This window comes from Cryobacterium sp. Y11, assembly GCF_002929535.1.
GTDB lineage: Bacteria > Actinomycetota > Actinomycetes > Actinomycetales > Microbacteriaceae > Cryobacterium.
In genome coordinates this window covers 1-23,475 of sequence record NZ_PJJO01000047.1, presented here as the reverse complement: position 1 = coordinate 23,475, position 23,475 = coordinate 1, and the positions used below count along the sequence as shown (strand labels likewise).

The window sequence follows — 23,475 nt, the reverse complement described above, 5'->3', positions numbered from 1 at the left end:
GACTCGGTTGTTGGCCGTGGTCAGTGCATGTGCAGACCGCCGTTCACCTGGATAACCTCTCCAGTGATGAAGCCGGCACCCGGTGAGCAGAGAAACTCCACGACACCGGCGACTTCCTCGGGCGTGCCGAACCTGCCTAGCGGGGTGCCACGGAGCAGGTTCTCCGAGGAGGTGTCCCGTAACCCGGTAGTCATGCACGTGTTAATAATCCCCGGGGCGACGGCGTTGACCCGGACCTGCGGACCAAGCTCCCACGCCATCGACCGCACCAGAGAAAGCAGCCCGCCCTTACTCGCGGCATACGCGGCGTGTCCGCGGCTACCGCGAAGCCCTGCGATCGACGTCAATGCCACAACGCCGGCACCGTCGGCCAGATGAGGTCCGGCGGCGCGCAGGAGGTAGAACGCCGAGTCAAGGTTGATGCTGAGGCAACGACGCCACTCCTCGTCGGTCACCTCGGTCAGCAACTTCTCCGGGTAGATGCCCGCAGCGAGCACCAGGTCATCGATGCGGCCGTAGCGCTCCAGTGCGACGGCGGCGAGCCGGTCATTGTCCGCCGGATCCGACACATCCGCGGGCACTGCAATGACGGTGGCGCCTAAATTCCTGAGCTCTTCCATCAGCGGCGCCAGCATGTCCGCCGAGCGATCAGACAAGACGAGCTGGTCCCCGCGGCGTGCAAATGCGCGAGCAATCGCTGCACCGATGCCCCCGGCCGCGCCGGTGAGAACGAGCGTGCGCGAGCCGACACTCGGTTCCGGCGTCGTACCGTTCTCTGGGTTCGTCCTACCGGCCCCTGTCTTCACGGCACCAGCACCGCCTTGACGACCTCGCCGGCGGCCGTGGCCTCGAGCGCATCAATCGCCCGTGTCAGCGGGAAAGCAGTACTGACAATGTCTTCAAAGCCCTCGGCCGAGGCCAGTGCCGCCGCAGCCTCAACAAAATCCTCCCGGAGCGATCCATACGTGCCGAGGAGCTTGATCTCGCCACGGACCAGGGCGTTCACCGGAAAGACTGGCTCCCGGGCGAAGAGAGCCACGACGATAACCGTCCCGCCCGGGACCACGGAGCCAACGGCTTGTGCCAGTCCTGCCGAGCTCCCGGACGCCTCGATCCATGCATCCACCGGAGTGGAAAGCTCGCCTAGGTCACCGCGAACGGCAGTGATACCCAGACGCCGGGCCGCAGCCAGGCGGGTGGCTTCATCGCGCTCGGTACCGGTCAGCACGACATCGACGCCGGCCCGGGCGAGCAGCCAGGCCGAAAACATCCCGATCGGGCCGGGACCCGAGACGGCGACGCGCGCTCCTGGCGGGAGCTCACCGAGGTGACGCACGGCCCGGACGGCGACGGACATCGGTTCAGTCAGCGTCATCCGCAGAGCCGGGGCATCGGCGTCCACCTCAACCAAGCGGCCGACCGGCACCGCGGCGTAGGCGGCGCAGCCGCCGTCGAAGGACAAGCCGAGCACCTGGCGGTCGGAACAGATCTGCGTCAGTCCCGTCGCACAGGTCGCACAGTCGTGGCAGCCGTCAATGGCGATGGGGACAACCCGTCGGCCGATCCAGAAGGCGTCGACGCCCTCCCCTATGGCGACCACCTCACCGACGAGCTCATGACCGAGAACCACCGGCGTGCGCACCCAGTCGTACCCGTCATCACCGCGCCAGGCATGTACGTCGCTGCCGCAGAGCCCGCAGGCCTCAACCCGAATCTGAACCTCGCCCGCGGCCGGCGGCCGGACGACGACGTCGACGACAGACGTCGTCGTCCAGTCAGGCCCTGCCTTGACCAGTGCCGGCAGCGTTGTCTCAGACACCGAGGTATGCCTCTCGTACCTTGGGATCGTTCCGGATCTCCTCGGAGGTGCCACTGTGCGTGGTGACGCCCCTGTCGATGATGGTGGCCCGATCGGCGGCCTGCAGCGCATGCTGCACCTGCTGCTCGACGAGGAGCACCGAAACGCCCCTCGCAGCGATTTCCTTCACGAAGGAGAACATTTGCGAGACGATGACCGGTGCCAGCCCGAGCGACATCTCGTCGATCATCAGCACCGTCGGCTCGGACATCAAACCGCGCCCCACGGCGCACATCTGCTGTTCCCCGCCCGAGAGGGTGCCCGCGAGCTGGGTGCGTCGCTCAGCGAGCTTGGGAAGCATTGAGTAGATCCGGTCCAGCCGCTCCTTGCTATTGCCGTCTTTCCGCTTCGAATACCCACCAAGCAGGAGGTTTTCCTCGACACTGAGTGTGCCGAAGAGCCGCCGCCCCTCGGGCACGTGCACGATTCCCAGGCGCACGCGTTCCTCGGGGGTGGCCTTGGTGATGTTGACACCATTGAAGGTCACCGTGCCCCTGCGAGCAGGCAGAACTCCGCTCACGACGCGCAGTGTTGTGGTTTTTCCTGCGGCGTTCGCTCCCAACAGCGCGGTAACGCCGTTGTCGGGAAGCTCGAACGAAACGTTCTCCAATGCCTGCGATTCGCCGTAAAAGGCGGCTAGGCCCTCAACCTTCAACATTATCTTCTTCTCCGATGTAAGCCTTGATCACTGCGGGATCCTTGAGTACGTCATCAGACTTGCCCTGAGCGATGAGGGTGCCTTGGTCCAGTACGATAATCCGATCGCTGACGGAGGTCAGTGCTTTAACCAGGTGCTCGATCATAATGATAGATATGCCACGGGCACGGACCTGATTGACGAAGGGCAGAACGTCGAGCACCTCCCGGTTGTTCAGACCTGCGAGCACTTCATCCAGCAGCAGTACCTTCGGCTCGGTGGCCAACGCACGGGCCACCTCAATGCGCTTTCGCTGCGCCAAGGTGAGCTGGCTGACGTCCAGGTCGGCCAGCTTCCCGATACCGAGCTCCTCCAGGAGGGCAACCGCCTTATTCCGGGCTTCGCTCACCTTGTGGGTGTGCACCAGGACCGGAACCATGACGTTTTCGGCCACGGTCATCCTCAGGAACGGGCGTACCACCTGGAAGGTCCGGCCGATACCGGCCCGTGCCCGCTTGGTCGGACTCGTGGTGGTGATGTCCGCACCGGCGAGGCTGATTTTGCCCGTGTCCGAGCGGATCGTGCCGGTGATGAGATTGAACAGGGTGGTCTTGCCGGCTCCGTTCGGTCCGATGATCCCCAGAATCTCCCCCTCGTCCACGTGCAGCGACACATCGTCGACTGCCTGCACACCGCCGAAACGTTTTGAGACGTTCTCAATCTCCAACAAACTCATAGCCGGTCCTCCGCTCGGGATTCGTCGAGAGCTGCTGTGGTGTCGGTTCGCCGACCTACGCCCCGCTTCAGCCGGAATCGTGCGCGCAGCTTCTCGATGCCGGAAACCAAGCCCCCGGGCATGAGCATGACCACGCCGACGAGCACTACGCCGTAAATCATGAAGTTCAAGCCCTGCTGTCCGGCGAAGGCACCGCGCATGTATTCACCAATAGGCGTCATCAACACTGCACCGAGGATCGGGCCGAGTACTGTCCCGGCCCCGCCGATGATGCCGTTAAGCGCCGGCTGGATGGAGTAGAGGTTCAGCGAGAAGTTGGTTTCGGGATCGACGATGAAGAAGTACTGCGCGGCAAAGGCACCGAAAGCGCCCGTCAATGCCGCTGAGATCACGAGCGCCACTACCTTCAGCACGGCCGTGTTGACACCGAGGGCACGCGTGGCCTCGTCGTCCGAACCCGAGGCCCGGAGTTGGTAGCCCACCCGTGAGTAGTAGATCCAGACCGATACCAGCACCGCGATGGCCGTCAGACCGAGGACAATGTAGTAATACGGTTCCCGGTCTGAGAACGACATATTGAGCCAGCCCGGCGCATACGGGATCGTGAGGCCCTCGGAACCGCCGGTGAAGTCGCGGGCGTAGACCGCCACTAGCCGGATCACCTCGGCGAAGGCGATCGATGCGAGTGTGAAGAACGGCCCACGCAGCCGCAGCAGCGGGATCGACAGGAGTAAACCGCCGCCGGCTGCCACCACCATTCCTGCCAACATCCCGATCCACGGATTGACGCCGAAGTCGAGCAGCAAGATCGCCATTGTGTACGAGCCGAGGCCGAAAAACGCAGCGTGGCCCAGCGACAGGGCACCACCGAAGGCAGCGATGTTCCAAGCAACCGTAATGCCGACAAACATGACAATAAGTACGGCGTTATTGAGCAGGTACTGACCGATGATCAGTGGGAGGAAAGCCATCAGGGCGAGGACGACAACGCCACTTATCAGGTGCGAGCGCTTCACTTGAGGCCCACCTCCTCGGTGCCGGCGCCCTTACCGAACAGACCCTGAGGCCGGACGAGGACGACAATGATAAATATGGCGAATAGCACGGCCTGCTGCAGCGCCGGAGAGATATAGGTACCGGCCAGCGTCTCGATCGCGCCCAGCAGCACACCGCCAACCAGCGAGCCCACCATGCTGCCCATTCCGCCGATAACGACGACGATAAAGGCGATCAGGGTCATGTGAAAACCAAACATTGGAGAGGCGGAGGTGAATGGCGTGAGCATCACGCCGGCGACACCGGCGAGCATCACGCTGATGCCGGTGGCTACGAAGTAGAACTTCTTCACTGGGATGCCCACGAGCACGGCCGTCGGACCGTCCTCAGCGATTGCACGCAGGACGGTGCCGGTCATGGTCCGGTTCATGATGTAGAAGAGAGCCGCGACTAGCACGAGCGCTCCGATGAACGCGATCAGCCGGCCGACGGAAATGGTGACTCCGCCAAGGTTGAACACCGACGTCGAATAGCTGGTGCTGACGGTACGGTGCTGGCCGCCCCAGAGGAACAACGCCAGGTTCTGCAGGATAATCGAGATGCCAACCGTTACGAAGATTTTCATGTTGGCCGATGTCCCCTGGATCGGCTGGATGATGCCGCGCTGGAAGATTACGCCAAGGAGGAACATCGCTGGAGCGACGATCAGTAGGGACACGTACGGGTCCAGGCCCAGTCCGGCCCACAACCAAAACGCGATATACATGCCGATCATGACGAACTCGCCATGCGCAAAATTGATGACGCGCACCACGCCGAAGAGCAGGTTGAGCCCCACCGATACCAGGGCGTATACCCCGCCCAGCAGGACTCCTGCGACGAGAGTTTGAATCAGTATCTCCATCGATATTCCTTTCGCAACTTAGGACCCCGGCCGAGAACAGTCGGCCGGGGCTTTCGGTCAGTTGGATTATTACTGGCCCTCGGTTGCTAGCTGCGGCTCGATGGTGGCCACCAGCTCGGGGTAGACAGTCTCCAGTGTTCCGTCGCGCCACTGCATGACATAGGTCGTAGCCAAGGTGTTTTGCCCGGCATCGTTGAAGCCCACGCCCCACCCGGTGGCCGTAGTCCCTTCTTCGGCCGTGTATGCCGCAGCTGCCTCGCCGAAGGCCTCGGCCGAGGTATCTCCACCAGTCTGCTCCAGAATGTCGAACACTACATTCGCGCCCATGAAGTTGGCCAAGGAGTGGCCGGAGGCTGGGCTCTCGCCGTACTCTTCCTCGTACATTGTCACGAACTCTTCGAGCCCGGGGGTGGCCTCAGGGTTAATCGCGTACTGGGGGAAGTCCACATTGAAGACGTAATCCGCTGCAGCGCCGAGCGTCTCACCGAAGCTGCTGAGCGCGTGTCCGCCACCAGTACCGATGAATGCCGGGACGACCACTCCATTTTCCTCCATCTGGCGAGCTAGCAGGATCGCGTCCGAGGCGTAGGACACAGCGATCACTACGTCCGGGTCCGCCTGTTCGATGCCGAGCACTGTGGAGGACAAATCGGTGGACTTAGCGTTGTACGGCGCGTACTCGATGTTGGTGATGCCGGCCTCCGCTGCCAAGGTCTCGACCGAGCGAACGACCGAGGACCCATAAGAGGAGTCCTCATGTACCAAGAGCACTTCAACCTCGTCCAGACCGATGCCAAGCTCAGGAGCGACGAACTCGGAGATGAACTCGATCTGCACCTCGGCGAAATTGCCGGCCGAGGGATTGATGCGCCACACGTTCTCGTACCCGCGATCGTTGTACTCCTCGCTAATGGCGCCAAGTTCTGCATACGTGCCGCCGCCGCGGGCATAGACCTCGGAGGCGGCCAATGCCAGCGAGGAAGAGTAGGTTCCGATGGCGAGTTCGAGTCCTTCGCCGTCAAGCAACCGCCGCGCTTCGGAGGTCGCCCCGTTCACGTCCGGGACGTCAGCTTGAACAAGCTCCACTTCGCGCCCGTTAATGCCGCCGGCCTCGTTGATCTGCTGGGCAGCGATATTGGCGCCACGCCAGGATTCCTCGCCGAGGAGTGCCAGCGAGCCGCTCGTTGGGTAGAGGGCCGCGATCCTGATCGGACCGGATTCTTCGCCGCCTTCCGCTCCGCCTTCGCCGCCGCCGCATCCGGTGAGGACCATGGTAACGGTGAGCACTGTAGCAACACTCATAGTGCGGTGCCGCCGGGCGGAGCCGCTTATCTTGCTAGTTGTCATCTTTGACTCCTTTTTTTCGTGTTGTGTGCTGTTTAAGCGGCTGTCCAGCCGCCGTCGACCATTACCAACTGGCCGGTGACGTACGTCGAAGCGTCCGACGCTAGGAAGATAAGCGCGCCGGAGAGGTCATCCGGATTGCCGAAGCGTTTTTGGGGGATGCGTCTCAGGAGCCCTTCGCGGGCCTCCTCGTTTCTAAAGAGATTTTCGGTCAGCGCCGTCCGGAAATAACCTGGGCCGATCGCGTTGACCCTGATTCCCTGCTCCGCCCACTCCACTGCAAGTGAGCGAACGAGTCCCATGACTCCGGATTTGGTGGCACTGTAGGCAGCGATGTTCGGCAGGCCCAACGTCGAGGTAAGCGAGGCGACAAACACGTGACTGCCCTCGATGCCTGCGTTGATCTGGCGGCGCCCGATCTCCTGACTGAGAGCGAAGGGTGCCGTCAGGTTCACCCTGACAACGCGCTCCCACTCATTGATCGGGAAGTCGACGGCAGGGGCGCGGTGCTGCACACCGGCCGCGTGCACTACGCTGTCCACCGTGCCCTCAAGAAACTTCTCGGCTTCGTCCACCAGGGAGCCTACTCGTGCAATGTCCGACAGGTCACCGACCACATGGTGCACTCCGCTGTCGGCCTCGTCCTCCACCGATGTCCGTGCGACGGCCACCACCCGTGCACCCGCCTGGGATAGTCCGCGGGCCATGGCCTGCCCCAATCCCCGGCTGCCCCCGGTGACGAGGATACGACGCCCGCTGAGGGAAAAGCTGTCGAGAATGCCGCTCACAACGCACGCACGGCGACGGTCTTCGTGCGAGTGTAAAATTGCAGCGCATCCAGTCCCTGCTCCTTAAACGGGGATCCGGAGTAGCCGAACCCGCCGAACGGATGGTGGACGTCCCAGCCGGTTGTCGGGTGGTTCACTGAGACTTGTCCGGTTTCCGCCTGGGTAATGAAGCGTTCAGCTGCTCCCAGATCGTTGGTGAACACCCCGGCCGCGAGTCCGTAGACCGAGTCGTTCACCGCGTCGACGGCCTCCTGCTCGTCGCCGACTTCGAGAATTCCTAGAACCGGGCCGAACACCTCCTCGCGCCAGATGGCCTGGTCCCTGGTGACCTTCAGCAGGGTCGGGCTGACGAAGGCTCCGCGGTCCAGGGCGCCCTCGGGTGCGTGCGCGCCCCCTTCTAGCAGTTCAGCGGATTCCCCGAGGGCCCGTTGGATGTGATCGAATATCTCCTCACGGGCAGCGGTCGAAACGACCGGGCCGAGGGTTACCCCTTCAGCATCACCGGCGCCGATCTTGAGTGCTCCCATTTGCTCCCGGAGAGCTGCAATAAGCTGAGTAGCTACCTTCTGAACGACGACGACCCGCGAGGTTGCGGTGCAGCGCTGACCGGCCTGGGCGAAAGCCGCAGAAACGATCTCCTTCGCTGCCACAGCTATGTCCGCGTCAGCGAGGACGGCGATAGCATTCTTGCCGCCCATTTCGGTCTGGACGCGTACCGGCCGACCAGCGAGTTGCTTCTGCAACTCCAGACCCACGGACGTGGAACCCGTGAAACTGACCGCCCTGAGGGCTTTGTTCTCGAGCAGAGTGTCGCCGATGTCGCTCCCACGCCCGGTCACGGTTCCCAAGACGCCCGCCGGCAGCCCGACTTCATTGAAGATACGGGCGAGTTCCAAAACAATAAGGGGGGCTGCTGTGGCGGGCTTGATGATGACGGCGTTGCCTGCCAGCAATGCCGGACCCATCTTGCGGGCCGGCGTGAGCAGCGGATCGTTCCATGGAGTGATAAGCAGTACGACGCCGAGCGGCTCGTGGATGACGCGCGCGTAGGTTCCAGGCCGGGCGTCTGCGAGCAACTCGCCGTACGGCAGCCGAGCCTGACCGGCGTAGTAGTCGAAGAAGTCCGCCGTCTTCTTCACCTCGACCCGGGCCTCGGCGAGTGTCTTGCCCATCTCATGGACTATGAGCAGAGCCAACGCATCGGACTCGTCGCAGACCTTGGCAGCTGCCGCCCGCAGAATTTCCCCGCGTGCCAGAACGCCCGTCTCACGCCAGGTGCGGGCACCAATCACAGCGGCCTCATAAACGGCATGGATGTCCTCCGCAGTCATTGCGGGAACACGCCCAACGAGCTGCTCCGAGTCTGCCGGGTTGGTCACGTCGATAAAATCGCTCGTCGCGGGCTCAAGAATCTTGCCGTCAACAAGGTTTCCGGTGATCTTCATGGTCGGGCGTCCTTTCTGGCGGTAACGGCGAACGCCTTATCGAGATCGCCGTCGCGCATGGCTGATAGGAGAGCATGGACACGCTCGGTGTCCATACTCTCCGGGTTGGCGGGGCGGGGGTAGAGCTCAACAGTGCGGCGGGCAACCTCCCCGTCGACACCCGCGGGCACGCCCGCCTCGTCGAGCGTGGCGGGCTGGCCGACCCTGCGCACGAGCGCCAACACGTGTTCGGCAGCCACGCGGAGGTCCTCTGATCCACCCAAGGTCAGCGCCCGGGCGAGAAGCTTGGCCTTACGTTCGTCGACGTACTGGTTATAGGCAATCGTGTATGCCAACGCCAGGCCCGTCGTCGTGCCGTGGGGCATGGGTTTTTCATGGTTGATCGCATAACCGAGGCTGTGGCCGAGCACGACTCCGGAGTTGAGCGCGAGACCCGCAAGGTATGCCGCGAAGAGCATGCGGCCAGTCGCGTCGGGGTCACCATCGTAGGCGTTGACCAGGTCAGTCATCGTAATACGGATAGTCTCGACCGCGTTGTGCTCGGTCATCACCGTGCTGTTCTTGGATAGAATGGACTCGACAGCGTGGGCAAGCGCGTCCAGCCCGGTGGAGGCCTTGACGTGGGGCGGGAGGCTGGCCACGAGCTCCTGGTCCAGGACCACGAGCTGCGGGACGAAGGACTGGCTTGAGGCGATGCGTTTTTCCCCACCTTCGGTGATCATCGAAATACGGGTCACCTCGGCGCCGGTGCCGATGGTCGTCGGCACGAGGACGAGCGGCGGCCGGGTGACTGATGGCTCGACGACGCCGAACCAGTCCGAACTGTTGCCTTGGTTCGTGACCAATAGCGCTATCATCTTCGCCGCGTCCAGCACAGAACCGCCTCCGATGCCGACAACGGCGACCGCGCCGATCTCACGTGCTGTCGTGGCCGCAGCGTCGACCTGTACTGCAGTCAGCTCTGGGCCAAAGTCGGAGAGCACGGTCGGCTCGTACCCGGCGCCTTGCAGCGCGTCGAGGGCGCCGTCGAGGAGGTTGTTCTTTACGAGTGCGATGTCGGCAGCGACCAACACCGGCCCGGCGACGGCTGTACCAGCTGAAATGAGCCCATTTGCGAGCGAAGTCAGCGCACCCGGACCAATCCACGTGCATGCGGGAGACAGGAAAATAGCGGGCGCAGCGGTCGTACCACCAGAGGTCATCATCGAAGTCCGGCTCCTTTCGTCATTCACTATATTGGATCCACTATTTCTGGCAGTCTGTCAGCTATCACATTCACCGTCAAGTGTTTGCATTGGCTCATAAAAAACTTCCGCTTTGCGGCGTAGTTTCTGACTTGGTGGTAGATGTGCGTTAAATCCGTTTCTATGGAGCTGACGATGACGCAGCGGCAGGCTATGACGAAGAAGAAGGCGCTCTCGTATTGGAGCACGGACCGAGCGGGTAAGTCCCGCATTCTGGACGAGTCGGTCGTCAACGAATATCTCGACGTTTACATGAACGACTTCACGTTCCGCTAGAATCGGCGCAGCACGACCATGGCAGCGTTTCAAACATTGCTTGGACTGGGCGTGCACCAAGCGCCGACCACCTACCGTCAAATCGTTGACCAAGGTCCGAAAGCTCAACACGATCTGAGATGACCGTCTACGCACTAACGACATGCCGATGTCGGCATAGGTCGGACAACGGCTCGGAATTTATCAACGAGCACTTCTACCGGTACTGCCTCGACCACAAGATTACCTTCACGAGGTCCCGGTCACAGCATAGCAACGACGGGGCGCACGTTGAGCAGAAGACCTGAACCCATGTCCGGGAATTGGTGAGTTACCTCCGTTACGACACCCCGTCCGAGTTGGCCAAACTCAACGAGATTTGGGAACTAGACCGCATCTTCACGAACTGCCTCCTGCCCCAGAAAAAGCTGGTATTCAAGCAGCAACACGGCGCGAAGGTGACCAAGAAGTACGACACAGCGGTGACCCCGTACCAACGCGCGATCGCGGACGAGATGGTGCGGAAACGACCGATCATTCAGATGAATGCGCAGTTCAAACAGCTCAAGCCAGCGGCCCTATCCAGGAAGATTCTGGCCCTCACCGGGGAGCTCGAGACCCTGTCACTCGCCAAGAAGCCCGGGGTGTCCAAACCGGCCGTCAACCACTCGTTCAATCACTAAGTCCGCGGAGGTTCGCATTTGAGGCAATGAAAGACCTTGCCGGAGGTATCGACATGAGGCAATAGGGGCTGGCCCAGATTCCATGCCGAACCTGAGAACAAGGCAGCAGAATAAGTCACTTCCAACCCCGCTCGCCTATGAAGCGGCGCGCGCGGAGTGCTAGTTTGATTTGCAACCTTCCTACTATTGGATCCATAGATAAGGTTATTCCATGGGGACATGCGGTGGCAGGGCTGTCGCCGCCAAGAACTTCAACACCGGAGGTAAGCCATGGAAGACCTGATCGTTATCGGCGCCGGCATCGTTGGCCTGGCGACCGCACGAGAAGCGCTGCGGCGTCGGCCTGGAATATCGGTCCTCGTCCTTGAGAAGGCCGACGACGTCGCGAGCGCACAGACCGGGCACAACTCCGGCGTCATCCATGCGGGCCTCTACTATGCACCGGGTTCGCTTAAGGCTCGGCTGTGTCGTGCGGGTGAAAAGGCCACCAAGGACTTCTGCGACGAGCACGGAATTCACTACGAGACGGTTGGCAAGCTGGTCGTCGCGACTGATGACGTTGAAATCGAGCGGCTGAAGGCGCTAGCGGAGAGAGCCGCCGAAAACGGTATCAAGGTCGAGCACATCAATCGCGACCGACTGGCAGAAATGGAACCGAATGTGCGCGGCCGCGAGGCGCTGATCTCACCCGCGACCGGGATCGTCGACTTCCGCGACGTCGCTCACGCGATGGCTCGCGACATTGAACAGATGGGTGGGAGGGTAATCACCCGATCACAGGTGCGCTCGATCGATGAGCGCTCTGGCGCATCGGGTAAAGTGGTTGTTGGATCTGATACGGGGGAATACCAAACGCGGCAACTCGTCGCCTGCGCAGGTCTCCAGGCTGATCGGGTTGCCACGATGGGGGGACTTGACATCGACTTTCAGATCATCCCCTTCCGCGGCGAATACTACCAACTGCCACACGACCGATGGGGCATCGTGCAACGGCTAATCTACCCAGTGCCCGACCCTGATCTTCCCTTCCTCGGCGTCCATTTAAGTCCGACGATTGATGGGCGGATCACTGTCGGTCCAAACGCGGTACTCGGGTTCTCACGCGAGCGATACCCACGCGGCTCCATCACCGGGCGCGATGTCGCCCGATTCTTGGCTTTCCCCGGTATGTGGAGGTTCGCCATGAACAACATCCAAACGGGAGTAGAGGAAATGCGTAGCTCCTATTTCCCGCGCGGCTATCTAAAGCTCGTGCGTAAGTACTGCCCTGGGCTGGAGTTAGCCGATCTGAGGCCTTACCCCGCAGGCATCCGCGCGCAGGCGATCATGCGGGACGGCACGTCGGTAGAGGATTTTCTGTTTCGGTCCACCGATCACCAACTCCACGTGTGCAATGCTCCATCGCCGGCTGCCACGTCAGCGATCCCGATCGGTGCGCTTATCGTTGACAAAATCCTCGGGTCAGACCGCGACTGACACTCTCGCACATCCGCGACGACGTTACGCCAGCTCGAGGGCGAGGGAATGTCTTTGGTTCAACCCTCACTGTTCCGGGTGAACACCTGCGGCGATCGTCGCAGCGCGACCCTGGTGCGTGTGATGTGCGTGGCCACAATCGTTGCAGCGACTTCGTGGTTGCGACCTTTGATAGCACTGTGCAGCAACCGGTGCTCACTGTTCGTTTCCTCAGCCCAACTGGGACCTGTCTCGGTCACAAACGCGCGGCGGTATTGCTGCGTGGAGTTCCACAACCGCTTGACAATAGAAGTCAACTGGCTGCTCTGGCAACCCTCATAAGTAAGCAAATGGAAGGCACGATCCAGGATTAGAAATTCCACAGCCCCGACCCCGGCCTCGATCTCATCGAGGATGGAACCGGCACGTTCGATGCTGATCTGGGAAAGGCGCGGGACGGAGTCGGCGATGACGAAGGGCTCGATTCGTGCGCGGGTGCCGTAAAGGAGGTCCAACTCCGCTGCATCCATCATTGTGACACGTGCACCCTTGTTTGGCTCAAACGTCACCAGTCCTTCGCCTTCGAGGACGCGCAGAGCCTCGCGGACCGGTAGCCGGCTGGCTCCGAGCCGCTTGGCGAGAGTCTCCTGACCGATGTGCTGCCCCGGCGCGAACTCACCGTCGAGAATGGCAGATCGGATGTAATTGGCCACGCGAGTACCGCCACGTCCAGGCAGCTCGCCGCCACCCTCAAACCCTGCGTCTGCTAGGGAAGGGGCCGTTGGGTCAGCACTCATTTTCTTCATCCAATCTCTGAACTGCACCTGAATCGTTTCACACAAGCATCGGCAGTTTCTACTGGTGGAACTGCTATCCACAGGCCTCAAAGTTGTGGAACAGCTGGGGCTTAGCATGCCGGCCGATTTCAGTACCGACTCCGCCATCCGTGCCCAGCTGTGGCATCTACGCAAGGGAATCATCCCCGCGGTGGGCGAGACACGTCCACAAGGCACCAACGCGCTCCTTGAAGACATCGTTGTGCCGGTGCCAGCACTGGCCCGCACCTGCATGGAACTAATCCGATTGTTCGACAAATACAACTACTGCAACTGCATGATCTTTGGCCACGCCAAGGATGGCAACGTGTCACCGACGACTTCAGCAATACCGGGGCCCTGGACCGCTTCAGTGCCGTCACCGAGGCGTGGACTGTGATGCTCGTATAGTTGTCGAGCGGCGATTTGCGAGGGTGTTTGCTGCTTGAACCAGGTGCGGTATTTGGTGAGGAATTTGCTGTCGTTGACGTGTCCGCGTTCGATGCGGGAGATCTTCAGCAGTGAGCAGTTGAGCGCGCCGGCGGTTTCGGGCGTAAACAACGTCATGAGACAGATTGTAAACAAGGTCGTGAGAGCGTGTGTAAACAACCTGATGCGAGAACACAGTGCGATGTTGGTGGTGATAAACTCGCGTAACGAGTCGCTCTTCGTGTTTTGGGCGATCGCCATCCGGGCTCGGCCGAAACCACGCCGGCCCTTCGGTGCCCGCTCGATAGCGCCGACCACCAGTACCTTGCCCGCCGTGCCCCGGCCATGTTGCCGGGCTTGCTGGCGAGTAGCGGTTGATGGTAGCGCCAGTCCAGGTAGTTGGTGTGTAATCGCGTGACATCGTGGACAGTGGATCTCAGAACTTCGTGGGCGCTGGGTCTCATGGCTTCGTGTGTCCTGTCTCAGCGCATCGTGGACACTCGATCTCATGACATCGTGGACACTGTGTCTCACAGCGTCGGAGACACTTGCGCCGGTGATAGTTGGGGAATGACGAATTCTCTTTCACCCCAGACTCGTGCCGCGATCATGAATTACGACCCGACCCAGCCCCACGCGCTGTCGATTATCGGGTTCTGCCGCTCTCTGAAGATCTCTCGGAGCGTGTTCTACAAGCTCCGAGGGAGAGCTGTCCACGAGGTTGCTGCTGCGCTGCACCCACGCTCCCGCGCCCCGAATGTCCCAGCCCGGCGTTATGGGCAGGTCGTCGTGGATGAGGTGGTGAAGATCCGCAAACAGCTCAAGACTGATGGCTGGGATTATGGTCCCCGCTCGATCTACTACGAAGCGGCCATGGATAGCGGGTTCCTCGGAGGGAAGGTCCCGTCGGTGGCGACGATCGCACGTCTTCTGGCCAGCGTCGGGCAGGTGGACGCGTCACCGAGAAAGCGACCGAAGTCGTCCTACATCCCGTTCGTGCGCGCGACGGCGATGTCGCTGTGGTAACTGGACGCGTTCGAGTACCGGCTGGCGAACGGGCAAACCGTCACGGTGTATCAACTGCTCGACGACGCAAGCCGTTACGACGTGGGCTCCGACGCGTATTCGCGTCATGAGAACAGTGCTGATGCCAAGGACGTACTCGAACGGGCAATCGCCGCATGCGGGGCACCCCAGGAAGTGTTATCGGATAACTCGCTGGCGTTCAACCAACTGCGCGCAGGCACGATCGGCTCCGTGGAGATCTTTCTGGCATCGAAAGGCACCATGCCGATCAGCGGGCTGCCGGGCAAGCCCGCCACACAGGGCAAGAATGAGCGTTCCCACTAGACGTTGATCCGTTTCCTCGACGCCGACCGGCCGGCCACTCTCGAGCATCTCCGTGTCAGGATCCAGCGTTTCCGGGAGCACTACAACAACCGCCGACCGCATCAAGCCCTCGAACAAGCTACGCCGCGGGCGGCGTGGGACTTGCTCGAGCACACGCCAGCGACCGAGCCGATCCCGCTGTCGGTGCTGGAGGCGAAAGCCTCGGAGTACCGGCGGGCTCGCTCGCGACGACAGTCAGACCTTCACCGGGCGCCGTTGACGATCTCCAAGACCGGGCAGGTCATGCCCGACGACGACGCGCGGCCGCAAACCGCGGATCAGTCACTCGTGGAGGTCACCAAAGCGAACCGGCAGGTCTACTTTCAGGGTTACCAGGTCTCCCTGCCTACGACGTACGCTGACCGCTCGTTCTACCGGACGATCACCGACGACGCGTTCTTGCTAACCGATCCCGTCACCGCTGAGATCGTGTTCTCATTCCCGCTGCCGATGGTCGCGCTGAACGTCCGAGGCCGATACGTTGCCTCCTACTCCATCCAGGGCGTTGGCGTGACCCACCCGACGAAACCCTGGGAACGCAAGAACGCGGAATATCAGACACAGTTCGCCCAGCGCCAGACTGATCTCCCCGCAGTGCTCGGTGAGCCAGAGCGGTAGCTGTGCACGAAGCCATGAGACCCAGCGTCCACGATGTCACGCGATTACACACTAAGTCGCCGGACTGGCGCTACCATCAAGCCCTACTCGCCAGCTTGCCCCCTCCGGTGAATGTTTCGTCCATCTCCACTGTGCCAGAGAGTTTCTCCCGCGCTGGCACGACCATCACATCGCGGTAGCGGTGCAGCATCGCCCACGACGTCTGGGAGCTGCCCAGACCGAGTACCCGGTGTAAGTTCAGCGCGCTGGTGTCCGATTTCGAGGTCATCATCAACCATGCCGCCTCAAACTACACAGTTAATGGGGCCAAGGCCAGTGCCATGAAAGATCGTGTCAGCGGTCACGCTGACCCGACGTTTGCAGCCACCGCAGGAGTACCGCCCGTCGGCCAGCCACCACGCGACCCCGCTTCCGCAGTGAGGACAGCGAACCCGTCCGGCCACCGCAACCAATCCAGATAGTCTGCGACAGGCAGCGTCGGTACCGAACCAGGCATGCAGATCAGCGACACCGCCCGGATAGTGCACGCCCGCCCTCGGCTTCTCCAGCAGGCCGGCAGACTGCTGCATCGATATGGATAAGCTTTTTTGTCAAAGCTCAACGTATCTACGATGAGCATTGTGGAACTCGACGCACTCCTACCGCGCGCGCTTCTTGCATGAGTGTACTGAGTCTGAGCAACAGTATGGCATCTCGTGGACACGTGACTTCCCTCAGAATATTCGTGAGCTGACCCCGAGCACGTTCGGTGCTGCATGCGGATACGTGTGCTGGATCCTATTCGTCAATGGCGTCGAATTGCGGCACTGCGTAAACATCATGCGAGTTGAGCGACGACATAATGTCCTGATAGCGGTCGGATTTGGTCGTCATCGCGACAATCACGCTAACGCCCGAATTCTGTTGTGCATCGAGGAGCGCTGCACGAAAGCCGTCGAGCGTGTCTACCCGAATCGCCCCACAACCGATTGCATCAGCGATCGCGGCGTAGTCGAAGTCCTTGAACTCGGAGGCGATAGTGCGTCCCCGTTGGCCGTTGTAGACCCAACCCAGGATGTTGTTGTCGAGTACCACGACGGTCAGCTTCAGACCGAGCTCGACCGCCGAAATCAGCCCGTGGAGCGACATGGCGATGCCGCCATCGCCGCACACCGCGACTACTGGCCGACCGGGGAAGTTCACCGCGGCCGCCATCGCAGACGGAACGGCATAGCCCATTCCACCACCGCCGTTCGGCTGCAGCATCGTTCCGCCCTGCTTTGATTGGAAGTCGTGCAACACGAACAGGCGATTCTCTCCCGCGTCACAGGTGACGACAGCGTTATCGGCGAGTTCTTCAGAGAGCACGGTGACAACATCTCGGCCACTGAGCGCGCCCGGTGTCGAAGAGTATGGCCGGTTGTAGTACGGGTGGTTCCTGCGCGCTGCATCGACCCTCTTGAAACCTCCGCCCGAATATCCGGTGAGTTGAGCTTCGATTCGCGACAGGGAATTCGCAGCGTCCCCGTGCACCAGCAGGTCGGCGGGGAAAGTCCAGGAGAGGTTGAGCGGTTCGACATCGATCTGGAGGAGTTTCTGTCGCGACGAATTGATGAGAGCAGGATGCATGTTTGCGGTGTCTGTTGCACCGAGCTTCGAACCGACCACGATGACCAGATCGGCCCCGCCGACCACCTCGTTCGCGGTGGCGTGACCGAATGACCCGATGACCCCGGTTGCGAGTGAGTCGTTCTCCGGGAATGTGCCCTTGCCGGCTGGGGTCGTGGCAACAGGGACGGACAGGGTTTGAGCGAACGACAGGAGTTGTGTTTCGGCCTTCGATAGCCGGGTGCCGTTACCCGACACGATCACCGGGTTGCTCGCTCGGCGAATCAGGTCTGCGGCGGCCGTGATGGTGGTATCTGGCGCTGTGGGCAACTCCGGTCCCTGATATGAGCGGTCGAGGTAGGTTGGCGGCTCCGTTCCCGGATTTAGATGGTTGAAGAGCGATCGCCCATGGAAGATCACGGCCACTGGTCCCGGTTCGCCGGTTGTTGCATGCTTCACCGCGAGTTGAGTCATCTGCAGAGCCTGTGTGGGGTCGGTGGCAACAAAGACCTGCTTGGTGATCGCCGACATCGCTGCGGCCAGATCGTAGGCTCCGTACCCACCGAAGCCCGCCTGGTACGGGCCGAGATGCGAATATGAACCGCCGTCCGTCGCATCGATCAGGAGCACAACCGGTGACGCACCCAGGTGCGCTTCCATGATTCCAATGCCTGCGTTGCCGAGCACCCAAGCACCTTGGCCTATCACAAAGGCGGGCCGTCCCGTTAGTCGGCCCTGTGCCTCAGCCATTACTGTCGCGATCGATTCCTGTCGCACTAGGTAGGTTTCTACCTTGTCCTGCAGAGGGAACAGGGCATCGTAGATGTGCATCGTATATCCGCCCGGAATGCCGTAAACAATTGGACGCCCCTGCGCCGCGATGACGTGAGCTACGGCTTGCGCGCCCGTCAGGGTTTTGATGCCGGGAAGCGTGGCAACATTTGCGCCCGTCGCATCGATCCGATTCATTGATCTCTCCTTTGAGTGATGCGCGCCACGAAGATACATAATTCAAATACTGGAATAGATTTCTTATACTACTAATATTTCGCACCGCAGGTAAACTGATACGCCCGGTAAAGGGTAACTTTGGCTGAATGACCCCCCAAACAAAGAACTCCGTCGGCACCTTAACGCTGCAGACGGTGGAACGGGCGCTCTCGTTTCTCGAGAAGGTGGCGACATCGGCTACACCGCCCACCATTCGTGAAGTCGCAGAAGGCCTGGGTGTGAACATCACGACCTCGTACCACCTTTTCAATACGCTGGCCTCGCGTGGGTACATCGAGCGCAATGCTGATCTCACTCTGCGGATCGGGTTCCAGGCTGCCGTTCTCTTCGACGGTTTCAAGCGGGGGTTCTCGTTGCAACAGCAGATGAACGATCTCGTCACCCGGCTCTCGACATCGACCTCTGAAACGGCGTGGATTTCGATGCTCTCGGTTGATGCCGTAGTTCTGACGGCGTTCGTCGATGGGACTCAGGCTGTTCGCGCGACGGGCCTGTATGTCGGGCTTAGCGGGCTCGAGCATGTTCGGTCATCCGGTCGGGCGGTGCTGGCATTCCTCGATGACGAACAAAGGAACGCGGTACTGGCTCGCTCTCTCTCCGTGGTCCCGCTCCACCAGCAGCCCGCGATCATGGATGCGCTGAATCGTGATCTCGTCGCAATCCGTGAACGCGGCTGGGCGCTCGATGATCAGGAGTACAACACTGGCATCGTCGGAATTGCGGCACCGTTCTTCGCCGGAGACGGCGATGTTCTCGGAGCGGTCGGCATATGGGCTCCGGCGAGCAGAGCCTACGATCTGCAGGATGGCCTCGTGACGGCAGTGATCGCGAGTGCACGCGAAGCGACCAGCCTCCTGGACGCGACGACGCGTTAGTTGAGTGTGATTCAGGGTGTGATGACGATGCGTATCGGCGAGTTCGTGCGGTCGGAGGTGGTGCGGATCGACTCGACGAGACCGGGGTCCGCCGGGTCGAAGGCGGAGTGTGTCCCGGCATCGATACACCTCTGCCGTGCCGCGGGATCCGTGTCGACCGCGACGACGCGGGCACCTCGGGCCAGGGCCAAACGCGCAGCCTGCATGCCGAGGCCACCGGTTCCGATCACCACAATCGTGTCGCCCGCCGAGACGCCGAGCGCACGGACGGCATGATTGGCCGCTCCGGCCGATTCGATGAGCGTGATCTCGGGAAAGCCGATCGAATCGGGCATGACCGTGAGATTCGCCGTCGGAACGACGACGTAATCAGCCAACGCCCCTTCCCGTTGGATTCCAATGATCTCGCGGCCGGCGTAGAAGTTGATTTCACTGTTGAGGCAGAGGTCTGGCCGGTAATGGAACGGTGGTTGGCGCTAAGGGTTGAGGTGGCGGTAGATCGTCGCTCGTGAGACGCCGAGGGCTTCGGCGATTTGGGTGGGCGTTTCGCCGCGTTGCTGTCGGGCTTTGGCTGCTGCGAGCGTGTCGGGTGTTATGACGGTCGGGCGCCCACCGACCCGGGGCTCGGGCGGTGGTGGGGCCGGCGAGGGTGCGTTCGCGTCTGGAAAGAGGAACTTCCCAAGGTCGGCGGTGCTGGCGAACCGGGCCCGGTCGAGTAGGCCAAATACAAGGCTTACAAGCTGAGAATGCTGAGCTATCGAGGGAGATCGAATTCCTGGGTTATCCCGAGCTCGAAATAACCTGGGAAAAGTCAGCGCCTTCTTCGCTGCGAAGCAACGATGAACGACTATTTTGTGTTCATCTTGGCGGAGAAGGCCTCGTTTCCCATCGACTGGATGTGCCAGCAAATTGAAGGTCTCGCGGGCCTCGTTTTACCGCTGGCTCATCCCCGCGAAGCCCACCCCGACGCAGGTTCGCCACGACGAGTTGGACGCGCACGTGGTGCGTGTCTACACGCGTGAGAAGGGCATGGCGGGCCGGGATCAGATCACGACGATCCTGAGCCAAGAGGGCGTCAGCATCGCCTGCGGCACTGTCGGGTCCATCCTCACCAGTCGCGGCCTGCGGGCCGTGCGAATGCTGGCGTGGAAGAAGACCACGACCGTTGACCCGGACGCCAGAACCGAGCACATTCAGAACCACATGCTCGACAAGGACGGAACGCGTGACTTCACCTCGACAGCTCCCGGAACCAGGTCCGGGTTGGCGTCGGCGTGGTCGATGATCGTGGTGGTCCTCCATTTCTTCGGGCAGATGCCCACCAATCCGAGGCGTTGCATGGTCTTGGCGACGGTCTTGCGCGAGATGGTCTCTCCGTCGGCGCGGAGGTCGGCGAGGATCCTCGGCGAACCGTAGACCTCGTCGGAGTCGCCGTGAAACCACGCTACTTTCTGCTCGATGCTCTCCCGCCGAATCGTGCGGTTCGAGGGCTTCCGGTCAAGCCAGACGTAGTATCCCGATCGGGACACCTCGAGCAGGCGGACCATGCGGGTGATGGTGAAGTTGGTCTTCTCCGCCAGTATCAGTTCGAACGCTTTACACTCGTATCCGATGCTTCCTGGGCGAAGAAGATGGACGCTTTTTTTAGGAACGCCCGATCAAGTTTCAGGTCTGCGTTCTCTTTCCGCAGCCGGAGCAGCTCGGCCCGTTCAGACTCGGTGACTCCGGTCTCTCCGGTATCGTTCCTGGTCTTGAAAGCGCTGACCCACCGGCCCAGCGAGGCCTCGTTGATTCCGAGCTCGCGGGCCACGGTCGCAATCGCCCTGCCGGTGTTGATCACCAGCTTCACGGCCTCGTCTTTGTACTCAGGAGTGAACTACCTGCGCGTGTTTCCCATGTGAACATTCTCTCTTGTGAGGTGTCCACTCAACGGGGGCAAGGCCACGCTTCCGATGCCGGGATGACCGGGTGAGCTGCAGCGCGATCATCGCGCCCATTGACCAGCCGACGAGGATGATGCTTTCGGCGCCGTGGGCCATGGCGTAGTCGACGGCCGCGTCTACATCGCGCCACTCGGTCTGGCCCAGCATCGACTTTTTATCGGGCGAGCTCGGGGCCTCGTGATCGTTCCGGTACGAAACAACGAGCGACGAGATTCCGGCACGGTGGGCGACCGGAACGCCGCGCAACGGGCCAGCCCGGGTCGCGCCTTGACCGTGGATGTGGATCGCCCATGTCGAGGCCGGTGGCCGATCGGAGGCAGCATCGAAGCGGTAAGCCGGCGCGGGACCGAGCGCGGTCGCGGCGGTGACGGCGGTGAACGGCAGCCCGACATCCGTTGCCTGAGACGGCACGACACCGCTCCACCGCGCCGATTGGCCTGCTCGAAGCGGAGTACCGCGGGAGCTGCTCGCGCGTGACGTGGGAGGCGACTTCACCGACGGCGATGACCCGCCCGAGCTGCGCGTAGCCGCGGCCGGAGTCGAACCAGATCGCGTATTGGCCGGGTGCCCGCGCCGCCGCGTTCGATGGCAGGGTCACGGCCCGAGGTGCAGCGACGTCGTCGACCGCGATCACGCGGAACGGTTCGCGCATCGGCGCATCCGTTCTCACGACTTGTCTGACGACGGCCAAGCTCGCAACAGCGATGTCCCCGACGGCGAGAGCGCCCGCGGTCAGGACGTAGCCGAATTTCACGCTGATGCGCTCTGCGCGCCGATGAGGGTCTCGGTCGCAGTGAGCAACGCGAGATCCTCATCCGTGAGCCGGTCACGAGCCCTCGGGTCGAACAGGAGGGCGTCACGAATTTCGACCAGCGTGCGGTGTACAATGGTGTCGACGTCGCGCGACGCCGTGCCTGGGGTGTGTCGGTGAGTCTCGTCACCCAACTCGACGTGCTGGGCAAACACGTCGTTCCAGATTCGGGTGAGGTCGGGAAGAACGCTCTGCACATTCCGCCGGTCGATCCTCTTGCCGACCTACCCCAGAATCGGCGGGAGGGACAGACCGAAACAGAGGAGCAGGATCGCGGCCATGTTCAGCACGTTGTAAGCACTCGCGAACAGTGCCACGAGGGCCATCGCCCCGAAGACGTGCGCGAGGTCCATGCCCACCACGCTGTGCACGATGAGAACGGTGGCGCCGCAGCCAGCGCCCACGATGCGCGGAACCCGAGCCGACGAGCGGGGATTCTCATTCGCCCTGCAAAGCGCAGGCAGATCGTTCCCGTCAGAGCGACGACGATGCCCAGGTAGGTGAATTGGATCAGGGAGTAGGCGGCCGCTGCCGGCGGGTGCCTATAGCCAGCGCGCCCACGAGTCCCCAGAGGGCAAAGGCGATGATGAGGTGCATCATCCGAAGACTCCCTCAAACCCCTCGGGCTCCTTGGCGCTGGTGCGGATCGCGTTGGTCAAAAGATCGGCCAGTGCTTCGGCCGCCAATTCGAACTCATCGCGAAAATCGGAATGACCGAACGCTCTCACCGGCCATCCGCTTTGAGCAAGACGCCGTGCAGGGCCGGACCGGCGGCCTCGTCGTAGCGGAAGATTATGTGGGACAGTTCGTGGCAAATGATTTACTGCCGGTGGTGTTCCGAATCGGTTTTGGCGTGGAAGATCAGGTCATCATTTTTGCGGGGCAGCTAGAGGCTGCAGATCTCGGTTCCGTTCGGCAGCGGCTTGTTCTCGAGGGGTGAGGTTATCCCCGGGAGCCGGTTCGTCAGTTTTTTTATCAATGGCCGGTCGATCGATTACCTGGTTCAGAATCTCCGTGATCGCCCGCAGGGTGGGGGGTGATACCTGGCCCAGCGTTCGTGCGGCAAAGGTGCGCACTCTCGCGGCACGCATGGCCGCGATCAGCTCGTTCACCGCCGCGATTCGTTCGGGCTCGGCGACATCGACGCCACCCAGGAGATAGTCGGCGTTGATCTCAAAATATGCCGCCAACCCCCGCAGAAGGGGTTCGTCGGTGACCAGATATCCGCTGCCGCTGAGCATGTACGACCATCGGGCGCGAGACAGGCTCACCCCACGGGCTTCGAGGGCGGCGGCGACCTCCCGGTAGGTCAGAGGGTGACCTCGTTCAGCAGCGACGGCATCCAGCAGCAAATTCAGCTTGCTCGCCAGGGCATACCTGGCGTGTTCGTCTGGAGTCGTCGTGTCATCGGGACGCTGTTCAGTCAATCTGGCCTTCTCGCTCGGTGGGTCACATCACGCGGTCGACCCGCTAAGTCAGGGGGCGCAGCGACGTGCACAGTCAATTTTACCTCAGCTGGACACGCCTAGCTGATATGTGGTGGGTTTTGTCAAGAGGGCATTCTGAAGCGGCGCCCGTAGATGATGGTTGTTGGGTTTTTGAGGGGGAAGCAAGAGTGCACTTCTCTTGATTCCCCCTCAAAAACCCTGAGA

Annotated in this window: 28 protein-coding genes and 1 pseudogene; 6 read left to right on the top strand and 23 right to left on the bottom strand. The window is 61.6% G+C overall.

The window, feature by feature from the left end:
• Nucleotides 1-20: 20 nt before the first annotated feature.
• The 10 genes from CXY75_RS03360 to CXY75_RS03315 form a co-directional block, all read right to left on the bottom strand.
• Nucleotides 21-806 (bottom strand): SDR family NAD(P)-dependent oxidoreductase, encoded by a 786-nt coding sequence (locus CXY75_RS03360; protein WP_104081444.1) that lies wholly within the window; start codon nucleotides 804-806, stop codon nucleotides 21-23.
• Nucleotides 803-1,819 (bottom strand): zinc-binding dehydrogenase, encoded by a 1,017-nt coding sequence (locus CXY75_RS03355; protein ID WP_199182350.1) that lies wholly within the window; start codon nucleotides 1,817-1,819, stop codon nucleotides 803-805. Before CXY75_RS03355 ends, CXY75_RS03360 begins: the two co-directional genes overlap by 4 nt.
• Complete coding sequence (locus CXY75_RS03350) at nucleotides 1,812-2,516, bottom strand: ABC transporter ATP-binding protein (RefSeq protein ID WP_104081443.1); 705 nt, start codon at nucleotides 2,514-2,516, stop codon at nucleotides 1,812-1,814. Before CXY75_RS03350 ends, CXY75_RS03355 begins: the two co-directional genes overlap by 8 nt.
• Complete coding sequence (locus CXY75_RS03345; RefSeq protein WP_199182348.1) at nucleotides 2,503-3,231, bottom strand: ABC transporter ATP-binding protein; 729 nt, start codon at nucleotides 3,229-3,231, stop codon at nucleotides 2,503-2,505. The genes CXY75_RS03350 and CXY75_RS03345 overlap by 14 nt, the downstream gene beginning before the upstream one ends.
• Nucleotides 3,228-4,247: a branched-chain amino acid ABC transporter permease gene (locus CXY75_RS03340; protein ID WP_104081442.1), complete on the bottom strand. Its 1,020-nt coding sequence runs from the start codon at nucleotides 4,245-4,247 to the stop codon at nucleotides 3,228-3,230. The genes CXY75_RS03345 and CXY75_RS03340 overlap by 4 nt, the downstream gene beginning before the upstream one ends.
• Nucleotides 4,244-5,131 carry a branched-chain amino acid ABC transporter permease gene (locus CXY75_RS03335; protein ID WP_104081441.1) on the bottom strand — a complete coding sequence of 296 codons (888 nt, stop codon included), beginning with the start codon at nucleotides 5,129-5,131 and terminating at the stop codon, nucleotides 4,244-4,246. The genes CXY75_RS03340 and CXY75_RS03335 overlap by 4 nt, the downstream gene beginning before the upstream one ends.
• Nucleotides 5,132-5,200: 69 nt before the next feature.
• Entirely contained in the window at nucleotides 5,201-6,478 is a 1,278-nt protein-coding gene (locus CXY75_RS03330) for an ABC transporter substrate-binding protein (protein WP_104081440.1), read from the bottom strand.
• A 32-nt stretch (nucleotides 6,479-6,510) separates the two neighbouring features.
• Entirely contained in the window at nucleotides 6,511-7,263 is a 753-nt protein-coding gene (locus CXY75_RS03325) for an SDR family oxidoreductase (RefSeq protein WP_233201702.1), read from the bottom strand.
• Nucleotides 7,260-8,708 (bottom strand): aldehyde dehydrogenase, encoded by a 1,449-nt coding sequence (locus tag CXY75_RS03320; RefSeq protein WP_104081439.1) that lies wholly within the window; start codon nucleotides 8,706-8,708, stop codon nucleotides 7,260-7,262. The genes CXY75_RS03325 and CXY75_RS03320 overlap by 4 nt, the downstream gene beginning before the upstream one ends.
• Complete coding sequence (locus tag CXY75_RS03315) at nucleotides 8,705-9,913, bottom strand: iron-containing alcohol dehydrogenase (protein ID WP_104081438.1); 1,209 nt, start codon at nucleotides 9,911-9,913, stop codon at nucleotides 8,705-8,707. Before CXY75_RS03315 ends, CXY75_RS03320 begins: the two co-directional genes overlap by 4 nt.
• A 174-nt stretch (nucleotides 9,914-10,087) precedes the next feature.
• Between CXY75_RS03315 and CXY75_RS19690 the strand changes: the two genes are divergently transcribed.
• From CXY75_RS19690 to lhgO, 3 genes are all read left to right on the top strand, one after another.
• Nucleotides 10,088-10,228, top strand: coding sequence for a hypothetical protein (locus CXY75_RS19690; RefSeq protein ID WP_158251102.1), 141 nt, complete (start codon nucleotides 10,088-10,090; stop codon nucleotides 10,226-10,228).
• Between the two features lie 305 nt (nucleotides 10,229-10,533).
• Entirely contained in the window at nucleotides 10,534-10,890 is a 357-nt protein-coding gene (locus CXY75_RS03310; protein ID WP_199182347.1) for a hypothetical protein, read from the top strand.
• A 270-nt stretch (nucleotides 10,891-11,160) separates the two neighbouring features.
• Nucleotides 11,161-12,366, top strand: a complete 1,206-nt coding sequence (lhgO, locus tag CXY75_RS03305) for an L-2-hydroxyglutarate oxidase (protein ID WP_104081437.1) — start codon at nucleotides 11,161-11,163, stop codon at nucleotides 12,364-12,366.
• Between the two features lie 59 nt (nucleotides 12,367-12,425).
• On the opposite strand, the gene CXY75_RS03300 is transcribed toward lhgO, so the two are convergent.
• The gene (locus CXY75_RS03300; RefSeq protein WP_199182346.1) at nucleotides 12,426-13,058 is read right to left on the bottom strand and encodes a GntR family transcriptional regulator; all 633 of its coding nucleotides are present in this window, start codon (nucleotides 13,056-13,058) and stop codon (nucleotides 12,426-12,428) included.
• Between the two features lie 199 nt (nucleotides 13,059-13,257).
• On the opposite strand from CXY75_RS03300, the gene CXY75_RS03295 reads away from it, so the two are divergent.
• A complete protein-coding gene (locus CXY75_RS03295; RefSeq protein WP_233201710.1) occupies nucleotides 13,258-13,560 on the top strand; it encodes an FAD-binding oxidoreductase in 303 nt (100 codons plus the stop codon).
• On the opposite strand, the gene CXY75_RS20335 is transcribed toward CXY75_RS03295, so the two are convergent.
• Complete coding sequence (locus CXY75_RS20335; RefSeq protein WP_233201711.1) at nucleotides 13,446-13,727, bottom strand: hypothetical protein; 282 nt, start codon at nucleotides 13,725-13,727, stop codon at nucleotides 13,446-13,448. The two genes, CXY75_RS03295 and CXY75_RS20335, sit on opposite strands and share 115 nt — an antisense overlap.
• Before the next feature lie 432 nt (nucleotides 13,728-14,159).
• Here CXY75_RS20335 and CXY75_RS03290 point away from each other — a divergent pair.
• Nucleotides 14,160-15,596, top strand: a pseudogene (locus CXY75_RS03290) (integrase core domain-containing protein).
• A 76-nt stretch (nucleotides 15,597-15,672) separates the two neighbouring features.
• On the opposite strand, the gene CXY75_RS03285 reads toward CXY75_RS03290, so the two are convergent.
• Nucleotides 15,673-15,867: a hypothetical protein gene (locus CXY75_RS03285; RefSeq protein ID WP_104081436.1), complete on the bottom strand. Its 195-nt coding sequence runs from the start codon at nucleotides 15,865-15,867 to the stop codon at nucleotides 15,673-15,675.
• 506 nt (nucleotides 15,868-16,373) lie between these two features.
• Nucleotides 16,374-18,152, bottom strand: a complete 1,779-nt coding sequence (locus tag CXY75_RS03280) for a thiamine pyrophosphate-binding protein (protein WP_158251101.1) — start codon at nucleotides 18,150-18,152, stop codon at nucleotides 16,374-16,376.
• A 128-nt stretch (nucleotides 18,153-18,280) separates the two neighbouring features.
• Between CXY75_RS03280 and CXY75_RS03275 the strand changes: the two genes are divergently transcribed.
• Entirely contained in the window at nucleotides 18,281-19,069 is a 789-nt protein-coding gene (locus tag CXY75_RS03275) for an IclR family transcriptional regulator (RefSeq protein WP_104081434.1), read from the top strand.
• A gap of 11 nt (nucleotides 19,070-19,080) precedes the next feature.
• Here CXY75_RS03275 and CXY75_RS03270 read toward each other — a convergent pair whose 3' ends face one another.
• The 9 genes from CXY75_RS03270 to CXY75_RS03230 form a co-directional block, all read right to left on the bottom strand.
• Nucleotides 19,081-19,446 (bottom strand): hypothetical protein, encoded by a 366-nt coding sequence (locus CXY75_RS03270; RefSeq protein WP_104081433.1) that lies wholly within the window; start codon nucleotides 19,444-19,446, stop codon nucleotides 19,081-19,083.
• 99 nt (nucleotides 19,447-19,545) lie between these two features.
• Nucleotides 19,546-19,977 carry a helix-turn-helix domain-containing protein gene (locus tag CXY75_RS03265; protein ID WP_104081432.1) on the bottom strand — a complete coding sequence of 144 codons (432 nt, stop codon included), beginning with the start codon at nucleotides 19,975-19,977 and terminating at the stop codon, nucleotides 19,546-19,548.
• 285 nt (nucleotides 19,978-20,262) lie between these two features.
• Nucleotides 20,263-20,616 (bottom strand): IS3 family transposase, encoded by a 354-nt coding sequence (locus tag CXY75_RS03255; RefSeq protein ID WP_104081431.1) that lies wholly within the window; start codon nucleotides 20,614-20,616, stop codon nucleotides 20,263-20,265.
• 35 nt (nucleotides 20,617-20,651) lie between these two features.
• On the bottom strand, nucleotides 20,652-20,918 hold the full coding sequence (locus CXY75_RS03250; RefSeq protein WP_104081430.1) for a transposase: 267 nt from the start codon (nucleotides 20,916-20,918) through the stop codon (nucleotides 20,652-20,654).
• A 16-nt stretch (nucleotides 20,919-20,934) separates the two neighbouring features.
• Complete coding sequence (locus tag CXY75_RS03245) at nucleotides 20,935-21,423, bottom strand: alpha/beta hydrolase (protein ID WP_104081429.1); 489 nt, start codon at nucleotides 21,421-21,423, stop codon at nucleotides 20,935-20,937.
• Nucleotides 21,424-21,762: 339 nt separating this feature from the next.
• Nucleotides 21,763-22,020, bottom strand: a complete 258-nt coding sequence (locus tag CXY75_RS03240; protein ID WP_104081428.1) for a hypothetical protein — start codon at nucleotides 22,018-22,020, stop codon at nucleotides 21,763-21,765.
• A 27-nt stretch (nucleotides 22,021-22,047) separates the two neighbouring features.
• The gene (locus tag CXY75_RS03235) at nucleotides 22,048-22,227 is read right to left on the bottom strand and encodes a hypothetical protein (RefSeq protein ID WP_104081427.1); all 180 of its coding nucleotides are present in this window, start codon (nucleotides 22,225-22,227) and stop codon (nucleotides 22,048-22,050) included.
• Nucleotides 22,228-22,419: 192 nt separating this feature from the next.
• Nucleotides 22,420-22,551, bottom strand: a complete 132-nt coding sequence (locus tag CXY75_RS20710) for a hypothetical protein (RefSeq protein WP_255411757.1) — start codon at nucleotides 22,549-22,551, stop codon at nucleotides 22,420-22,422.
• A gap of 141 nt (nucleotides 22,552-22,692) precedes the next feature.
• The gene (locus tag CXY75_RS03230; protein ID WP_104081426.1) at nucleotides 22,693-23,250 is read right to left on the bottom strand and encodes a hypothetical protein; all 558 of its coding nucleotides are present in this window, start codon (nucleotides 23,248-23,250) and stop codon (nucleotides 22,693-22,695) included.
• Between the last annotated feature and the right edge of the window lie 225 nt (nucleotides 23,251-23,475).

Excerpts from the sequence above, each read along its gene's own strand:
- CXY75_RS03315 (WP_104081438.1), bottom strand. The coding sequence starts at position 9,913 with ATGATGACCTCTGGTGGTACGACCGCTGCGCCCGCTATTTTCCTGTCT.
- CXY75_RS03335 (WP_104081441.1), bottom strand. The coding sequence starts at position 5,131 with ATGGAGATACTGATTCAAACTCTCGTCGCAGGAGTCCTGCTGGGCGGG.
- CXY75_RS03285 (WP_104081436.1), bottom strand. The coding sequence starts at position 15,867 with ATGATGACCTCGAAATCGGACACCAGCGCGCTGAACTTACACCGGGTA.
- CXY75_RS20335 (WP_233201711.1), bottom strand. The coding sequence starts at position 13,727 with ATGACGTTGTTTACGCCCGAAACCGCCGGCGCGCTCAACTGCTCACTG.
- CXY75_RS03330 (WP_104081440.1), bottom strand. The coding sequence starts at position 6,478 with ATGACAACTAGCAAGATAAGCGGCTCCGCCCGGCGGCACCGCACTATG.
- CXY75_RS03345 (WP_199182348.1), bottom strand. The coding sequence starts at position 3,231 with ATGAGTTTGTTGGAGATTGAGAACGTCTCAAAACGTTTCGGCGGTGTG.
- CXY75_RS19690 (WP_158251102.1), top strand. The coding sequence starts at position 10,088 with ATGACGCAGCGGCAGGCTATGACGAAGAAGAAGGCGCTCTCGTATTGG.
- CXY75_RS03350 (WP_104081443.1), bottom strand. The coding sequence starts at position 2,516 with ATGTTGAAGGTTGAGGGCCTAGCCGCCTTTTACGGCGAATCGCAGGCA.
- CXY75_RS03320 (WP_104081439.1), bottom strand. The coding sequence starts at position 8,708 with ATGAAGATCACCGGAAACCTTGTTGACGGCAAGATTCTTGAGCCCGCG.
- CXY75_RS03275 (WP_104081434.1), top strand. The coding sequence starts at position 18,281 with ATGACCCCCCAAACAAAGAACTCCGTCGGCACCTTAACGCTGCAGACG.
- CXY75_RS03295 (WP_233201710.1), top strand. The coding sequence starts at position 13,258 with ATGCCGGCCGATTTCAGTACCGACTCCGCCATCCGTGCCCAGCTGTGG.
- CXY75_RS03280 (WP_158251101.1), bottom strand. The coding sequence starts at position 18,152 with ATGAATCGGATCGATGCGACGGGCGCAAATGTTGCCACGCTTCCCGGC.
- CXY75_RS03255 (WP_104081431.1), bottom strand. The coding sequence starts at position 20,616 with ATGGTCCGCCTGCTCGAGGTGTCCCGATCGGGATACTACGTCTGGCTT.
- lhgO (WP_104081437.1), top strand. The coding sequence starts at position 11,161 with ATGGAAGACCTGATCGTTATCGGCGCCGGCATCGTTGGCCTGGCGACC.